Annotated in this window: 16 protein-coding genes and 3 pseudogenes; 7 read left to right on the forward strand and 12 right to left on the reverse strand. The window is 44.5% G+C overall.

From position 1 onward, the window contains the following. The first annotated feature begins 1 nt into the window (after window position 1). A pseudogene (locus CCS41_RS13145) lies at window positions 2-516 on the forward strand (ClpXP protease specificity-enhancing factor). A 127-nt stretch (window positions 517-643) separates the two neighbouring features. Here the strand turns inward: CCS41_RS13145 and CCS41_RS13150 are convergent. Continuing rightward, complete coding sequence (locus CCS41_RS13150; protein WP_072550612.1) at window positions 644-3,010, reverse strand: Tex family protein; 2,367 nt, start codon at window positions 3,008-3,010, stop codon at window positions 644-646. Window positions 3,011-3,092: 82 nt separating this feature from the next. On the opposite strand from CCS41_RS13150, the gene CCS41_RS15760 reads away from it, so the two are divergent. From CCS41_RS15760 to coaD, 4 genes are all read left to right on the forward strand, one after another. Further along, entirely contained in the window at window positions 3,093-3,353 is a 261-nt protein-coding gene (locus CCS41_RS15760; protein ID WP_072550613.1) for a hypothetical protein, read from the forward strand. Between the two features lie 195 nt (window positions 3,354-3,548). Beyond that, a complete protein-coding gene (locus CCS41_RS13155) occupies window positions 3,549-4,373 on the forward strand; it encodes an IS5 family transposase (RefSeq protein ID WP_119797680.1) in 825 nt (274 codons plus the stop codon). Window positions 4,374-4,396: 23 nt separating this feature from the next. Beyond that, a complete protein-coding gene (locus CCS41_RS13160; RefSeq protein WP_072550434.1) occupies window positions 4,397-5,176 on the forward strand; it encodes a glycosyltransferase family 2 protein in 780 nt (259 codons plus the stop codon). 116 nt (window positions 5,177-5,292) lie between these two features. After that, window positions 5,293-5,775 carry a pantetheine-phosphate adenylyltransferase gene (coaD, locus tag CCS41_RS13165; RefSeq protein WP_072550435.1) on the forward strand — a complete coding sequence of 161 codons (483 nt, stop codon included), beginning with the start codon at window positions 5,293-5,295 and terminating at the stop codon, window positions 5,773-5,775. A 157-nt stretch (window positions 5,776-5,932) separates the two neighbouring features. On the opposite strand, the gene mutM is transcribed toward coaD, so the two are convergent. The 7 genes from mutM to CCS41_RS15770 form a co-directional block, all read right to left on the reverse strand. Then, the gene (gene mutM / locus CCS41_RS13170) at window positions 5,933-6,742 is read right to left on the reverse strand and encodes a bifunctional DNA-formamidopyrimidine glycosylase/DNA-(apurinic or apyrimidinic site) lyase (protein WP_072550436.1); all 810 of its coding nucleotides are present in this window, start codon (window positions 6,740-6,742) and stop codon (window positions 5,933-5,935) included. Window positions 6,743-6,857: 115 nt separating this feature from the next. Continuing rightward, entirely contained in the window at window positions 6,858-7,481 is a 624-nt protein-coding gene (locus CCS41_RS13175; protein WP_072550437.1) for a protein-L-isoaspartate(D-aspartate) O-methyltransferase, read from the reverse strand. A 19-nt stretch (window positions 7,482-7,500) separates the two neighbouring features. Beyond that, window positions 7,501-7,977, reverse strand: coding sequence for a 2-C-methyl-D-erythritol 2,4-cyclodiphosphate synthase (ispF, locus tag CCS41_RS13180; protein WP_072550469.1), 477 nt, complete (start codon window positions 7,975-7,977; stop codon window positions 7,501-7,503). Between the two features lie 5 nt (window positions 7,978-7,982). Beyond that, window positions 7,983-8,705: a 2-C-methyl-D-erythritol 4-phosphate cytidylyltransferase gene (ispD, locus tag CCS41_RS13185; protein WP_072550438.1), complete on the reverse strand. Its 723-nt coding sequence runs from the start codon at window positions 8,703-8,705 to the stop codon at window positions 7,983-7,985. Beyond that, window positions 8,702-9,010, reverse strand: coding sequence for a cell division protein FtsB (gene ftsB / locus CCS41_RS13190; RefSeq protein ID WP_072550439.1), 309 nt, complete (start codon window positions 9,008-9,010; stop codon window positions 8,702-8,704). The genes ispD and ftsB overlap by 4 nt, the downstream gene beginning before the upstream one ends. A 280-nt stretch (window positions 9,011-9,290) precedes the next feature. Further along, on the reverse strand, window positions 9,291-9,437 hold the full coding sequence (locus tag CCS41_RS15765; RefSeq protein WP_162860085.1) for a hypothetical protein: 147 nt from the start codon (window positions 9,435-9,437) through the stop codon (window positions 9,291-9,293). A 36-nt stretch (window positions 9,438-9,473) separates the two neighbouring features. Then, on the reverse strand, window positions 9,474-9,638 hold the full coding sequence (locus CCS41_RS15770) for a hypothetical protein (RefSeq protein ID WP_162860086.1): 165 nt from the start codon (window positions 9,636-9,638) through the stop codon (window positions 9,474-9,476). A gap of 455 nt (window positions 9,639-10,093) precedes the next feature. On the opposite strand from CCS41_RS15770, the gene CCS41_RS13195 reads away from it, so the two are divergent. Further along, entirely contained in the window at window positions 10,094-10,522 is a 429-nt protein-coding gene (locus CCS41_RS13195; RefSeq protein ID WP_072550440.1) for a YhbP family protein, read from the forward strand. A 212-nt stretch (window positions 10,523-10,734) separates the two neighbouring features. On the opposite strand, the pseudogene CCS41_RS13200 reads toward CCS41_RS13195, so the two are convergent. The 4 genes and pseudogenes from CCS41_RS13200 to priC all read right to left on the reverse strand — a co-directional run bounded on the left by CCS41_RS13200 (window position 10,735) and on the right by priC (window position 16,451). Beyond that, a pseudogene (locus CCS41_RS13200) lies at window positions 10,735-13,865 on the reverse strand (efflux RND transporter permease subunit). Window positions 13,866-13,904: 39 nt separating this feature from the next. Further along, window positions 13,905-15,086: an efflux RND transporter periplasmic adaptor subunit gene (locus tag CCS41_RS13205; RefSeq protein WP_072550442.1), complete on the reverse strand. Its 1,182-nt coding sequence runs from the start codon at window positions 15,084-15,086 to the stop codon at window positions 13,905-13,907. Between the two features lie 484 nt (window positions 15,087-15,570). Further along, the gene (gene rsmS, locus CCS41_RS13210; protein ID WP_119797681.1) at window positions 15,571-15,771 is read right to left on the reverse strand and encodes a pleiotropic regulatory protein RsmS; all 201 of its coding nucleotides are present in this window, start codon (window positions 15,769-15,771) and stop codon (window positions 15,571-15,573) included. A gap of 143 nt (window positions 15,772-15,914) precedes the next feature. Further along, window positions 15,915-16,451, reverse strand: a pseudogene (gene priC, locus CCS41_RS13215) (primosomal replication protein PriC). 74 nt (window positions 16,452-16,525) lie between these two features. On the opposite strand from priC, the gene apt reads away from it, so the two are divergent. Next, on the forward strand, window positions 16,526-17,083 hold the full coding sequence (apt, locus tag CCS41_RS13220) for an adenine phosphoribosyltransferase (RefSeq protein WP_072550444.1): 558 nt from the start codon (window positions 16,526-16,528) through the stop codon (window positions 17,081-17,083). The last annotated feature ends 27 nt before the right edge of the window (window positions 17,084-17,110 follow it).

Genomic DNA, 17,110 nt, shown 5'->3' on the forward strand with positions numbered 1-17,110 from the left:
TATGAAAATAACAAGCATGCGTCCACGCCGCCCTTACTTGTTGCGAGCGTTTTATGATTGGTTGGTTGACAATGAACTCACTCCCTATCTGCTGGTTGATACCATGCAACCTCATGTACAGATCCCCCAGGGGCAAGCTAGTGATAATGGACGAATTGTTTTGAATATTGGCACTGCAGCAGTAGGAAATTTAAAATTAGGTGATACCGAACTGAGTTTTCAGGCAAGCTTTAACCAGATCCCCTGCCATATCAAAATACCAATAAGAGCAGTATTGGCTATCTATGCCCAAGAAAATGGTGTGGGCACGGAATTCGAGCCAGAAGACGCATATAACACCGACGTAGAAGTAGCAGCGGCAACCCTGTCTGGTATTAACAGTGAAAGTTTAACAGCATCTCACAAATTAACACTGATTAATGGCGATAATACACCCAGAAAAATTGATGATAATTCGTCCGATGACGACGAGCCACCACGGGGGGAGGACGCCCAGCATTACGAGTAATTAAATAGTCATCAGACAGAACCTGATCTGACAATATGTTTAATTCGAACAATAACTTTCCGGGAAACTGGGCGTCTTTCCTTTTTAATTGGTGGTAAATCTACTGCCTACCAAGCCTTGGCTCGTAACCTGGAGTCAAGGTGCACGGAGTTTGCCTAAGGCTAGTGCCAGAGCATCACTCATGGCGCTGTTACCTGTTGTTGAGTTATCTATTTTATTTTTAGTGGTATGTTTGCCAGGTAGATTATTACGATTAGCCTGGCGATTTTTATTGTCGTCACCGTTGCTGGCACCACGACGGGCGGACGTGTCCCCTGGCTGCTCATTCAAACGCATCGTCAAAGCGATGCGTTTAAGTTGTATATCGATTTCCATCACCTTGACTTTGACAATATCACCAGTTTTGACCACTTTATGAGGATCATCAACAAATTTATCTGCCAATGAGGAAATGTGCACCAAACCATCTTGATGCACGCCAATATCCACAAAAGCACCAAAATTAGTCACGTTAGTAACAGTGCCTTCCAGGATCATCGCAGGATAGAGATCGTCAAGGGTTTCAACACCCTCCGTAAAGGTAGCCGTTTTAAACTCAGGGCGCGGATCACGACCTGGTTTCTCTAGTTCCCTCAGAATATCGGTAACAGTAGGTACGCCAAAACGCTCAGTGACAAAATCGCAAACATGTAGATTACGCAAGATGCGGGCATTACCCATTAGATCAGGCAACATCTGTTGAGTAACTGTCAAAATACGTTGTACTACTGGATACGTCTCCGGGTGTACTGTCGAAGCATCGAGCGGATTGTCGCCATGATTAATACGTAAAAAACCTGCACACTGCTCAAACGCTTTAGGTCCAAGACGAGCCACCGTCAGCAATTGCTGTCGATTACGAAAGCGACCATGCTCGTTACGCCAGTTGACAATATTCTGTGCCATGATCTTGCTCAGGCCCGCCACGCGGGTCAGGAGCGGTACCGATGCCGTATTCAGATCAACGCCCACAGCATTGACACAGTCTTCTACTACAGTATCCAGTTTTTTCGCCAGTTGGCTTTGGCTGACATCATGTTGATACTGACCGACACCGATGGATTTTGGATCGATTTTTACCAATTCAGCCAAGGGATCCTGCAAACGACGGGCAATAGAGACAGCACCACGGATAGCAACATCAAGATCGGGGAATTCTAGCGCTGCCAGTTCTGATGCTGAATACACCGAAGCACCTGCTTCGCTGACTATTACTTTTTGAGCAGTCACCGCCGCGTGGTCTTTTTGCAACCTATTGTAAAAACGCTCAGTCTCGCGCGAAGCGGTACCATTGCCAATGGCGACTAAGTCAACCTGATGTTTGATACACAAAGCCGCTACGCTGGCAGCGGCTTTTGCTGTTTGACCCGTATGCGGATAAACAGTATCGGTCGCCACCAATTTACCCGTGGCATCAACCACCGCTACTTTAACACCAGTACGTAGACCCGGATCCAGGCCCATAGTAGTTCGCATGCCGGCAGGCGCTGCCATCAGCAAATCTTGCATATTGCGGGCAAATACTTTGATAGCTTCCTCTTCAGCTTGCTCCCGTAACCTACTCATCAGCTCTGTTTCTAGGTGGAGCAATACTTTGATGCGCCAAGTCCAGTTAACAACCGTTTTGCGCCAGGCATCAGCCGGAGCATTATTCAGGCGCAGATCCAAATGATGGGTAATGATCCGCTCACCTTGGCTTTCTTGCACAGTACGACCAACCATATCTGTGGTAAATTGCGGATCAGCATCTAACGCCAGTTGCAGTACGCCTTCATTACGACCGCGGAACATTGCCAACGCACGGTGGGATGGCACTCCCGCAATAGGTTCATGGTGATCGAAATAATCACGGAATTTGGCGCCTTCCTGTTCCTTACCGGCTATTACTTTGGCGACCAAATGTGCATTTTTCCACAGATATTCCCGCACTTTTGCCAACAAACGGGCATCTTGGGCAAAACGCTCCATTAAAATATAACGTGCTCCCTCCAGCGCAGCTTTACTATCAACCACACCTTTATCAGCATCCACATAATCACTAGCGAGTTGCTCGGGGTTTTGTTGCGGATCATGCCACAAACTATCAGCCAGAGGCTCCAAGCCCGCCTCAATAGCGATTTGCCCACGGGTGCGACGTTTAGGTTTGTAGGGAAGATACAAGTCTTCCAACTCAGTTTTGCTGATCGAACCATTAATAGCCGTGACCAGTTGATCAGTGAGCTTACCTTGTTCACTAATAGATTTCAGGATGATCTGGCGGCGATCTTCTAATTCACGTAAATAGCTAAGACGGGTCTCCAACTGACGCAATTGGCTATCATCTAAACCATCAGTCGCTTCTTTACGGTAGCGCGCAATAAAAGGTACAGTATTACCTTCATCAAGCAACGCGATAGCGGAGATAACTTGCTCCGATCGAGCCTGTATTTCGTTCGCAATAATGCGTATCAAGGGTTCATTCATAATAATCATCTATCAATTTTAATCAACAAAATTCTTACAAAACAGTAAGTTACACCACGCAGTAAGTTATGCAAGAAGTCTAATGAAGAATAGAAAAAAAGACAAACCACCGTTATACGGCTTACCGAGACAAAATGCCAGTGGTATCATTGATGTTGTTATCGTTAATCTGTACACTCCCGCTCACAAAGTGCCACGTCCCTCGGCTTCACAGCATATACCCTTCGCCTTTCAAGTTACGGCGGCGTTGGCTGCTCGCACTCATCCCAGTCATGTACTACCTGTACACTCCTGGGATTCGATTGATTGCCGCCTTGCCGTAACTCGAAATTCATTGGGATAATCTTCGGTTCGAAAAGGTTTATTCAATAGACCTCTTCGGAAACTATAGCAGGCGCCATGTAACGTGATCACTTTTGTTAATAAATATTAATTAATATCAATATGTTATTTCTGATTTTCATAATCAACTGATACGGCGCCTGCTATAGCATTCATGTAGGAATGTTGTTAAAAATCTCCTGAACAAGGAGCCCCCATGAAATATGAACAAATAAAGGTATTGGAAGAGGAAAAATTTCGGCGCTTAACCGGAGTTAAACGCAGTACATTTGAAAAGATGATAAAGATATTGAATGAAGCAGATAAATGTAAGCAAGGGAAAGGAGGTCGGAAACCCAAGCTGGGTTTAGAAGATCGCTTATTAATGGCCCTTGAGTATCTACGGGAATATCGCACTTATTTTCATGTTAGCCGAAGCGATGGGGTGAGTGAGAGCACCTGCTATGAAACGATTAAATGGATAGAAAATACGCTAATAAAGCATCCTGATTTTGCACTCCTTGGACGCAAAGCTTTATTAAAAAGTGATAGGGAGTATGAGCTCGTTCTTATTGATGCCACAGAAACGCCGATTGAACGTCCCCAAAAAAAACAAAAGCAGTTTTACTCAGGAAAAAAGAAACGACCCACCTTAAAAACCCAAGTGATCGTCGATAAAAAAAGCAAAGCAGTCATCTGTACAAGCTTTACTCATGGGAGGCGTCATGATTTTAGGTTGTTCAAAGAGTCTGGCGTGCGAATACATCCTGAAATCAAAACAGTGACAGATACAGGTTACCAAGGGCTTGGCAAGATCCATTCAAACTCGGCGTTGCCTAAGAAAAAGACAAAGAAAAATCCCTTAACAAAAGAAGATAAACGCAACAATCGTGAGTTATCAAGCCAGCGTGTATTAAACGAAAATGTCATTGGTATGATTAAACGATTTAAAATCGTATCAGATCGTTATCGAAACAGGCGAAAACGTTTTGGATTACGATTTAATCTGATTGCAGCAACTTATAACATGGAAATTAGATAAATCAGAGTTTCCGAAGAGGTCTAATGAATACCAAAAAACGCTTGTCTGTGGTGATGATCACCAAAAATGAAGCGCCCTTATTGATTGACTGTCTACTTTCCGTTGCTTGGGCCGATGAGATAGTGGTGCTCGATTCAGGCAGTCAGGATAATACCCTACTCTTAGCTCAACATCATGGTGCAAAGGTCTATACAAATACCGATTGGCAAGGTTTTGGCAAACAGAGGCAATTAGCACAGCAATACGCCACCAGTGACTATATTTTTATGATCGATGCTGATGAAAGAATGACCCCCGAATTAAAAATCGCCATCGAAACGGTGCTCACGACGGCCAATAACAACGCAGTTTATAGCTGTAGCCGACGTAACCTTTTTTTAGGGCGATTTATGCGCCATGGTGGTTGGTATCCAGACCAGGTTACCCGTTTATATCCTCGTCAACACTATCAGTATAATGATCACGCTGTGCATGAATCACTAAATTGTGATCCCGCCGAAGTAACACCTCTCAACGGTAATCTGCTGCATCTGACCTGTCGCGATTTTTGTACCTTTCAACGAAAGCAACTTAGTTATGCCGAGGCCTGGGCAGTTCAGCGTTATCAACAAGGCAAAAGCTGTCATTATCTCACCATTTTTGCTCATGCTATCGGCGCTTTTTGTCGAACATGGTTATTACAGGCAGGGTTTCTCGATGGTAAACAAGGTTTGTTACTCGCTTTCGTTAATGCACAATATACTTTTAATAAATACACCACCCTATGGTCATTACATGATCAACAAAAAAGAAAACAACAATAGACTTCTTTCAAAACTGTCACGGGTGGTGTGAAGTCAAAGCATTCGACACGCAGTAACTGCGCGGTACATGCCAGCACAAGAGATTTCGAACAGGTTCTAATAACAAACGAGCAATCATGACTACTCAAGCGATTTATCCTGGTACATTCGATCCCATCACCAATGGACACCTAGATTTAGTGACACGTGCCGCCACTCTATTCGAGAAGGTTATTGTGGCAATTGCTGTCAGTTCCACTAAGCAGCCGCTGTTTACTCTGGAAGAGCGTATTGCACTGGCAAAAGATGTCACTCGTACTCTTAAAAATGTCGAAGTTATTGATTTTAATGGATTAATGGTTAATTTTGCGCAAGAAAAAAAAGCCAATATCTTAATCCGTGGGCTACGTTCTGCTACAGATTTCGACTATGAATGCCAGCTAGCAAAGATGAATCGCCATTTGATGCCAGAGTTAGAAACCCTGTTCCTGTTGCCCTCGGAAAAATATTCATTCATCTCTTCAGCATTGGTAAAAGAAGTCGCCTTCCACGGTGGCGATATCGTTTCTTTTCTTCCTGCCTCCGTTACACAAGCCTTGTTAGCCAAGGTGGCGCGTTAATAGACTTCTTGCGAAACCTACCTATGTGTTTGTAAATACGTGCTGCAAATTCTGTGTTACCTGGTGCTCGCAATCCTCATGTACTCGCATATACCGCGCAGTGACTGCGCGCCAGGTGCCTTGACTTCGTAGCATTCACCACGGTTTTGCAAGAAATCTAATGCTGGCAGTGACGACAAAAAAAGGTGCTGCGTTGCCCCTGTTTCGCTATTTCAATGACATGTGCACACTGATGACAATGTTCGCCCGCACGACCATAAACCTGTAACTGTTGGGCAAAATAGCCCGGTTTGCCGTCCGATTGTAAAAAATCACGTAACGTGGTTCCCCCTTGCTCGATGGAACCGAGTAACACCGCCTTGATAGTGCTTACCAATAGACTGCTTTCGCTTTTCGTTAATGAACCTGCCGGACGTTCAGGTAAAATCCCAGCAAAAAATAACGATTCACTGGCGTAAATATTGCCCACACCCACCACAATTTTATTGTTCATCAACCAGGGCTTAATCAGCGTACGTTTACCTCGAGACTTTTCAAATAGATAGTGCTCGTTAAATTCTGTGGTCAAAGGCTCTACCCCTAACTGTGCGAAAACACGGCAGCTAGCGAGATTTTCAGCCCATAACCAGGCACCAAAACGGCGTGGATCGTTATAGCGCAATATTTTGCCATTACTTATCACCAAATCAATGTGATCATGCTTTTCGGCCGCCGTCCCCTGTGGTAGCACGCGCAGGCGACCGGACATACCAAGATGAATAATAATCCAGCCCGCTGGCAGTTCGAGCAGCAGATATTTGGCACGACGCTGTACACTTAAGACTATTTGATCAGTCAGCCTGAGGATCTCATCGGAAATCGGCCAACGTAGACGGGGGTCCCTGATTATTGCACACAGGATTGTTTGGCCGACAAGATACGGCTCTATCCCGCGGCGACTGGTTTCAACTTCAGGTAATTCCGGCATGTCAATTCTGCTCTCTTGCCCACAGGTATAACGATAGATAAATCTCTCGTAGTCTAAATAACGATCACTGTTGATCCTGCATTTCTGGCAGCTATAAAAAGACAAATGGCAATAATTATGCCAGCTCTCCTCTAACCAACGGAACAAAACGCACCATTTCTATCAGCTCAATAGAAAATTTATTGTGGCGCTTAACCACTTTTTTTAACGTTTGATTTTTCTCTCCGACCGGTAGTACTAATATCCCCTCTTCATCCAATTGCTGTAATAACAGGGGTGGAATTTCTGGCGGCGCCGCGGTGACAATGATGGCATCAAAGGGTGCACGCGATGCCCACCCTTGCCAGCCATCACCGTGGCGGGTAGAAACATTGTGCAGATCCAATAGTTTAAGCCGACGTTTCGCTTGCCATTGTAACCCTTTGATACGTTCAACCGAGCAGACATGTTCCACCAAATGCGCCAGAATTGCTGTCTGATAACCAGAGCCCGTGCCAATTTCCAATACCCGTGAAGTTTTGGTTAACTGTAGCAATTCTGTCATAAGCGCCACCATATAAGGTTGCGAGATCGTTTGTCCTGAGCCTATTGGTAACGCTATATTTTCATAAACCTTGTGGGCAAGCGCTTCATCGACAAAATGTTCACGTGGTACTGCTTCGATAACTTGTAATAAGCTTTCATCGCGGATACCTTGTTGGCGCAGTTGCATGAGCAAAGTCCGCATATTTTTTATCATTCCATTTACTATCCTTCGATCAACAAGAGGCAATCAACAGGGCAATAGCTTCACAGGCGATACCTTCCTCACGTCCGATAAAACCCAGTTTTTCTGTGGTCGTGGCCTTAATACTAATATCATCCTTATGGCATTGCAGAACCTTCGCGAGATTATCCCGCATCTGCGGAATATAAGGTGCCATTTTAGGTGCTTGTGCAATAATGGTGGCATCAATATTAGCCAGACGATAACCTTTTTCACTAACACGATCGTAAGCTTTACGTAGTAAAACAGAGCTATCGATATCTTTTAACAAGGGATCGGTATCAGGAAATAATTGACCGATATCCCCGAGAGCAGCAGCGCCGAGTAATGCATCAATAACAGCGTGCAATAATACGTCACCGTCAGAATGCGCCAATAAGCCCTGTTTATAAGGAATAGCGACAGCGCCAATCATCAACGGCTTCTTACCGCCAAATTTATGTACATCAAAACCCTGTCCTACCCGTATCATTTTTACTCCTGATGATCTCTATAGGTTAAATAAAATTCGGCCAAGGCCAGATCTTCTGGGTATGTCACCTTAATATTATCAGATCGACCATTGATTAATTGTGGATAATAGCCACAATATTCCAGCGCAGCAGCCTCATCCGTTATCTCTGCTTTTTCATCGATAGCACGTGATAAGCAGGTTTTCAACAATTCAAACGGGAAAAACTGCGGCGTGAGAGCATGCCAAAGCTGTTGCCGCTCTACGGTGTGAGCGATGGTCGCCCTAGCCGCAACAGGCGCTATAGCCCGTTTCATGGTGTCGCGTACCGGTGTTGCTAATATGCCCCCGATCTTGCTGTGCCCAATAATGTTCAACAAAAGATCCAAATCGTCACCATGCAAACAAGGACGCGCGGCATCGTGGACAAGAACCCACATGGATTTCTTTGCGTTTTTTTCTACATGTCGTAACGCCGCCATCACCGAATCAGCACGCTGATCACCACCGTGAACTACGCTGATTTTGGCATTACCTGCAATCGGTAAAGAGTGAAATCGATCATCCTGCCGGTTAAGCACCACAATAATACGTTGCACAATCGGATGATACAGCAGGATCTCAATCGCATGTTCAAGTATCGTTTTACCTCTAAGCATTAGATATTGCTTAGGACAGGCAGTTTGCATACGACTGCCAATTCCGGCAGCGGGCAGTACAGCAATCACTTCAGAAAGAGAATTCATCTTTTATTATCTTGTTTTACCTTATTCCTTGATTGTTCAGGAACCAGACGATAAAAACTTTCATTGGGTTTAATCATTCCCAATTCATTGCGCGCACGTTCTTCGATCGCCTCTCGACCAATATTTAAATCACCGATTTCCGCAAACAGCTGATCGTTACGCACTTTAAGTTTATGGTTATCGCTCTCTTGCGCCATAACATAATTTCTGACACGGATAAAATCGTGAACACCGTTCTTGCCCAGCCATAGTGAATATTGTAGCCAGCCAAGCAAAATTAATAATAGCAGCGTAAGCTTTCCCATCTTCGCCCCCTAAAAACCGAGCAATCATCCCACAAGTTTTTCTCGGACTCCACTCTGAGAGCGAAATCCCCTCGAAAATGCAGATTAAGAACGATTTTGAGCAAAAAATCCATATAATTAGTCGAAATAGCGGATAAAACCCAATGACAAAAAAATGGATAAATAAGCTGTATCAAAGGTAGTAAAATCGAAGGGTGGTCAAAGAATAAACTGCGCTTTTTCGCCCATTCTCTCCTCGTCTTAGCGGCCGCTCAAGAGATTCGGAACAGGCTCTAACACATTAATAAATTTGGCGGTTAGGTTGGCCGGCTTTTAATAAACCCTGTTGATCCGCATTATTACAGGTAGTAAAGCCGCCCGCGGTGACCAGCCCCTGTGGATTGAAGGCAACATAAAAAGGTGTAGATTCACCCTCTTTCTGTAACACGTAATCAAAGCATGTCCCACTGCCATTGCGGATGGTTTAACTCTGTCTAGGCTGACCACCTACCTGTAAAACATGTTGTTTGGTTGCACCCACTTTTGACGCCTCAGTCACCAGAGGTTCACTACCAAAATTTTTAATCAGTGAGAAACCAGTACAACCGACCAATGTGACGACACCGCAAACGATCATGACTTTCTTCATATGTAATCCAGATATATTTAGTAGACTTCTTGCAAAACCGTAACGAGTGGTGTGAAATCAAGGCGCCCGGCGCGCAATAACTGCACGGCACAACAAGTACATGCACCGCGTACACCGCATTTACATCACGCAGTAGGCTATACAGAAGTCGAGTTAAAAAAACAAACCTTCCAGCCTCTCTAACTATAGAATAAGAAAATGGATACTAACATTATTTAATGATTTTCGTTGACCGCTTATTAATTTCTTTTCACGTTTTTTTGTAACCTGTTCCAAATCTTTTTCGTTGTGCTCTGACGAGGAAAAAATGAGCGAAAAAGCACAGTTTACTCTTTGTATACAATAAGAAAGGGAGTCAATGAACATTTTGAGCGCGTTTTTGAAGAATTACTTGACCAAAACACGGCACGCACAAGAAATTTCGAATAGGTTCTTATAATACGGAGCAAGTATTGATGCAAAATTCAGCAAATTTAGCAATAATTTGCGATTTTTTAGACCAACAGCACGTATTGACCCTGTGTGCTAGTCAGGCTGCCGATATGTGGTGTGCCAACTGTTTTTACCTCTTTGATCAACAGGACATGAGGTTATATCTGATGACAGAACCGACCACTCGCCACGCCGAATTAATGCAACTCAATCCACGGGTGGTTGGTACCATTGCCAACCAACCCGATGACCCGAGATTGATTAAAGGTATCCAATATCGTGGTGATATTGCCGTGTTAACCAGTGAAGATAAACACATCCGCAAACGTTATTGTCAACGTTTCCCAGTAGCAAAAACGGCTGTAACACCCCTCTGGCAACTTCGTCTGTTAGAAATAAAAATGACAAATAATGAGCTGGGCTTTGCTAAAAAATTGTTCTGGGCTCGCTAAAGAGCCGGTTCCAACTCTTTTTCGTTGTGCTCAGACGAGGAAAAAATGGGCGAAAAAGCGCGGTTTATTCTTTGTCAACAAAAGGGAGTCAATGAGCATTTGGAGCCCGTTTTTGACGAATTACTTGACCAAAACACGACGAGCACAAGAGATTTCGGACAGGTTCTAAAAGCTGAAAGCCACTTACTGGCTTTCAGCATCACACAGCTATGTTATTTTTCCTCTATCTTATCGACATTATCGCTTTTCTTGCTGAAATGACGGCGGATCACCACGAAGAACACTGGCACAAAGAAAATCGCCAATACCGTTGCGCTAACCATACCACCCATCACGCCAGTACCCACTGCATTTTGTGCACCAGAACCGGCACCACTGCTGACAACCAACGGCATAACACCAAGTATAAAAGCCAAAGAAGTCATAAGAATCGGCCGGAGGCGTATGCGAACAGCTTCAAGGGTCGATTCAACCAGACCTTTGCCTTCTTTTTCCATCAATTCTTTGGCAAATTCAACTATCAAGATAGCATTTTTGGCAGATAACCCAATAGTCGTTAGTAAACCAACCTGAAAGTAAACATCGTTGTCTAATCCACGTAAAGCAGTGGCCAGCAATGTACCAATAATCCCTACCGGTACTGCTAACATCACTGAAAACGGAATCGACCAGCTTTCATACAGTGCAGCCAGACAGAGAAATACCACAACCAGAGAAACAGCGTACAGCACGGGGGCTTGACTACCCGATAGTTGCTCCTGATAGGACATCCCACTCCATTCATAACCTATACCAGCGGGGAGCTTTGCTGCTAACTCCTGCATCAGATCCATCGCTTCACCGCTACTTTTACCCGGCGCGGCTTCCCCTAAAATCTGCATCGATGGTCGAGTATTATAGCGTTCCAGTCGTGGAGATCCGTATTCCCACTTTGTACTTGAAAAGGCAGAGAACGGCACCATTTTGCCTGCGCTATTCCGCACGTACCACTTATCGATATCGCTTGGTAACATACGAAATGGCGCATCGGCCTGAACGAAAATTCTCTTGATTCGACCACGGTCAATAAAATCGTTCACATAACTGCCACCTAAAGCAGACTCGAGAGTGGTATTAATATCCGAGATACTAATGCCAAGCGCCTGAGCTTTCTCCTGATCCACCTTAATTTTGAACTGGGGTGTATCTTCCAAACCATTCGGTCTGACAGCCACCAACACATCAGGATGTTGTGCTGCCATAGCTAATAACTGATTACGTGCTTCCGTCAGTTTTTGATGCCCCAAATTCCCTTGATCAATCAGCTGAAAATCGAAACCTGTCGCGGTACCTAGTTCGACAATAGCAGGGATGTTAAAGGCGAATACCAAGCCATCTTTAATACCTGCAAAAGCCTGAGCGGCACGATTGACAACCGCATGAACTGTATTTTCTTTTCCTGGACGTTCATCCCGATCTTTCAAACTGATAAATGCCAAACCCACATTTTGGCCCTGCCCACTGGAACCAAAACCGTTAATCGTAAGAACTGAGTCAACGGCATTTTGAGCCAGGTAATAATCAGTGACTTGTTCAAGTACTTTCTCAGTACGTTGTTGTGTCGCTCCCGCGGGGAGTTGAGCCAGAGTCAATAATACCCCCTGGTCTTCTTCTGGTAGAAAAGAGGCTGGCAAACGCAACAGCAGCACGACAATACCCATGATAATAAACAGATAAATCACTAAATAACGGCCGGTACCACGCAGAATATGACTGACACTATCACTGTAATGTTGCGTGCTTTTGGCAAATAGACGATTAAACCAGCCGAAAAAACCACGTTCTACGCCGTGGCTACCTTTAGCGAGAGGCTTGAGCATGGTTGCACATAAAGCGGGAGTCAGGATAAGCGCCACTAAGACCGATAGCATCATGGCAGAAACGATAGTAATCGAAAATTGCCGATAAATTGCACCGGTAGAACCGTCGAAAAAGGCCATAGGGACAAATACCGCAGACAAAACCAGTGCAATTCCCACCAAAGCGCCTTGGATCTGCCCCATCGCTTTTTTGGTTGCGGCTCTTGGTGACAATCCTTCCTCTTGCATAACGCGTTCGACGTTCTCTACCACGACGATGGCATCATCGACCAACAAGCCAATAGCCAGCACAACACCAAACATCGTGAGCGTATTTATCGAGTAGCCGAATGAATAAAGGATAGCGAAAGTGCCCAGCAATACCACCGGAACCGCAATAGTTGGGATCAAGGTTGCTCGAAAGTTTTGTAAAAATAGGTACATTACCAAGAAAACAAGGATAATGGCCTCAACCAGTGTTCTTACCACTTCATTAATGGAAGCTTTCACAAATGGCGTGGTGTCATACGGATGAACTACTTTCAAACCCTGTGGAAAAAATTGCTGCAATTTGTCTAATTCTGCTCTTACTGCCGCGGCGGTCTTCAAAGCGTTAGCCCCGGTCGCTAATTTAATACCGAGACTTGCCGCCGGTTTGCCGTTATAACGTACAATCACATTATAGTTTTCAGAGCCCAGTTCCACGGTAGCGACATCTTCTAAGCGTACTTGTGAACCATCAGTATTCACTTTCAATAAGATCCGGCCAAACTCTTTTGATGAAGTCAAACGGGTTTGAGCGATAATTGAAGAGTTAAGTTGTTGACCCGGTACTGCCGGAGTACCGCCGAGCTGCCCCGCAGCAACCTGGCTATTTTGTACTCGAATGGCATTAATCACCTCCACGGGGTGAGTTTAAACCTGTTTAATTTATCCGGATCCAGCCAGATACGCATTGCGTTCTGTGCGCCGAAAAGAGGCGCATCACCCACACCCGATATTCGACTGATAGGATCCCTAATATTAGTCGCTATGTAGTCAGCAATATCTTCTTGCCGCATGGAACCATCTTCAGAAACAAAGCTAGGAAACATTAAGTAAGTATCGTTAGATTTTTCGACGCTGACACCTTGCTGCTGTACTTGATGTGGTAACAGCGGGATAGCCAGCTGTAATTTGTTCTGGACTTGTACCTGTGCGATATCTGGATCGGTGCCCGGTTTAAATGTCAGGAGGATTTCTACGTTGCCTGAATAGTCACTACTAGAAGATAAATACAGCAGATTATCGATACCATTCATATTCTGTTCGATAATTTGTGTCACTGTACTTTGCACCGTGGCTGCATCGGCACCCAAATAATTGGTCGATATTGCAATAGAAGGTGGTGCAATAGTTGGGTACTGCGCTACTGGCAATTTCATTATCGCAAACCCACCCACCAACATAATCATGATGGCGATAACCCAGGCAAAAATGGGACGATCTATAAAGAAATTAGTCATGAACTGGCGGCTCCTATTGAAATTTCTGTCACCTGTCTTTTATTCACTGGCGTTAGGAACCGCTGTGGCTGCTGAATTATTAACTTCTTGTGCTTTGACTGCAACACCGGGTTTAATTTTCTGTAAACCCGTTACAATGACACGGTCGCCCGGCTGCAATCCGGCAGTAACCAACCACTTATCACCAATAGCCTGTGCTGTTGTCAGCTCACGCAACTCTACTTTGTCATCTTTATTTACCACCATTGCGGTTGCGTCACCACGTGGATTACGGGTGATACCCTGTTGTGGTACTAGCAAGGCATCAGCTCTTACGCCTTCATCCAAGCGTGCTCGGACAAACATCCCTGGCAACAGGGAGCCATCATGATTGGGGAAAACAGCGCGCAGCGTAATGGAGCCGGTACTTTCATCGACGGTAACATCAGAAAATTTCAGGGTACCCGTTAGCGGATGTTCCCTACCATTTTCCAATAACAGATGTACCTTGGCTTTACCATTTTCCTGTTTCAACACGCCGTTCGCTAACTCTTTTTTCAAACGCAAAAAGTCATCACTCGATTGTGTGACGTCCACATACATGGGATCAAGTTGCTGAATGGTTGTCAAAGCGGTGGCCTGCCCATTGGTCACTAATGCTCCCTTTGTAACAGATGACTTTCCACTACGCCCAGTAATAGGTGAAATCACTTTGGTATAAGCTAAATTGATGCGTGCAGTTTCCAGACTCGCCTTGGCACCGAGCACCGCCGCATTAGCCTGCAGCAGGGAAGAAGATGCCTGATCGTACTCTTGCTTACTGATATAATTTGTGCCCAACAGGGGCTTATAGCGATTCACCGTCAAACGCGCGATTTCAGCAGCGGCCTGTGCTTTGGTCAAATCACCTTTGGCACTGTTATAAGCAGCATGATAAACCGCAGGATCGATCTGATACAACGAAGTACCAGCGGCAACCTCGCTGCCTTCGACATAGTTACGTTTCAGGATGATACCGCTCACTTGAGGGCGGACTTCAGCTACAAGGGATGGTAATGTACGACCAGGAAGCTCGGTAGTCATTTTGATGTCTTGTGCTTGTACAGTCACGATACCGACTTCAGGTACCGGTGGTACAGAGGTACTTTGTGAAGTCTCTTTATCATTACATCCTATAAGTACCAAGCCACTAACCAGTATCAGAACTGCAACCGGAGGTATTGTTTTTCTTGTTCTACTCATATAAGCCTCAAGTATCCGATCTGTTATCTATCAATAGACCTTTTGCAAAACCTACCACACGCTGTAAATCCTATGTTACCTGGTACTCGCAATCCCCATATACTCTCGGTACCCCCTGCGGTTGCTACACGCCAAGGCGCCTTGACTTCGCATAACGAACGGCGGTTTTGCAAGAAACCTAATGGATAGCCAGTTTTAAAAATCCACGGCGCCATGAAGCATAGAATACTTTAGCAATTATCAGTGTGTAAAATTAAAACTCTGCTTAATATTATCGGACACTACTATAGCTTCTAGGAACCTGTTCGGAATCTTTTGTGCTCGCTGTTCTTTGGTCAAGTAATTCGTCAAAAACGAGCTAAAAATGCTCATTGACTCCCTTTTTGTGTCAAAGAACAAACTGCACTGTTTCGCCCATTTTCTCCTCGTCTGAGCACAGCGAAAAAGATTTGGAACAGGCTCTAATGGCCAGCATCATACCTACTCAGACTATTTGCTCAATTATAGAATGAGAATGCTGTCTATCCAGTTTTTCTTGACAATCTCGCCGCACAATGGTCAGAGCAGCTAACGCTGTTTCCGGTGCTATTTCGTTACATTCCAGCAAATAGATCAGATCTACCGCCAATTGTATTTCTGGAGAAGCCCGCTCTACCGACTCAGGTGAAGCCTGTTCTATTAACATAAAAGCCAACATTAATTTTATTAGTTTGCGGTATACAAATGTCGAACAAAGAAGCGAAGGCACTGCCAATGTTCAATGTAACCGTTATTATAGGTAATAACGTACAGCAGTAACGTGAATCATTAAACAAATGTGATAAATGTTCAAAACTCATTTTCTTGTTCCTCAATATTTTTTTCAATGTGAAGCAATGCTTGACGACAACATGCCAACCTACCTTCTATCACATCTAGTTCTTTCCGTATCCGCTGCTGTTCTGAAGAGTGGATCTGTTGAGCTAATTGATTTTCTTTATCCTCTATCATTGCTATTAAACGACGCTCATACCCCTGATGTTCAGCCAATTTATCGTAAGGATTTTGCGTCATTGTCTGTGGTAACAGATTTTTTTTTAGCTGTATTTGCGTCGCCAATTCACTCTGTAATGCTGCAACCTGTGCAACCAGTTTTTCCGCTAGGAACGTCACCTGTGGTAAACGATTTTCTGCCACAACCTGTTTCAGTTGAATGAGATTGCTACGCATTTCTAGCAAGTAATCTCACAAACGGGTACCATGACGACTAAACAAACCGTGGTCGAAACGCGTTTGTGGAACAGGAACACTGCCCTGTGGATCAATTCTTTCCGATAGGGTTTCAATTTGGCTGGTCAGCACTTGTAATAGTTCTTCTGTTTTCATTGATGTTCGCCTTTTGGGAGGTTACAGCTTTATAAAAAATCTACGGTATAACACATTTTTATCAGGTACAAATTATGACCATAATCGCACCAACCTTAGAACAGCAAATTGAATTCATTAAAGAAAATATTAAAACTGTCCCCCATTATCCAAAGTTTGGCGTATTTTTCCGCGACATTACCAGTCTGTTGGCTAATGCAAAGGCTTACGCTGCTAGTATTGACCTATTAGTCAAACATTATCAGGAAGCTAACATCACTAAGGTTGTAGGTACTGAGGCTCGTGGTTTTTTATTTGGTGCGCCGGTTGCACTCTCTCTAGGCGTGGGTTTTATTCCGGTCCGTAAAGCGGGTAAGCTGCCACGTGAAACTCTCTGTGAAAGCTATAGCCTGGAATATGGCACTGATAGGCTGGAGATCCACCGTGACAGTATCAAATCTGGAGATAAAGTGCTGGTCATTGACGATCTGTTAGCAACGGGCGGCACTGTCGCAGCCACAGTAAAATTGATTCGTCAACTAGGTGGTAAAGTGGATGATGCGGCTTTTATCATTCATTTACCCGAATTGGGTGGCAAAGAGCGCTTAGAACAACAGAATGTTAATTGCTATAGCTTGGTTTCGTTCATCTGATGGTTAATCTGTAAACCTCGAATTTTC

This window comes from Candidatus Fukatsuia symbiotica, assembly GCF_003122425.1.
Classification (GTDB): Bacteria; Pseudomonadota; Gammaproteobacteria; order Enterobacterales; family Enterobacteriaceae; genus Fukatsuia; species Fukatsuia symbiotica.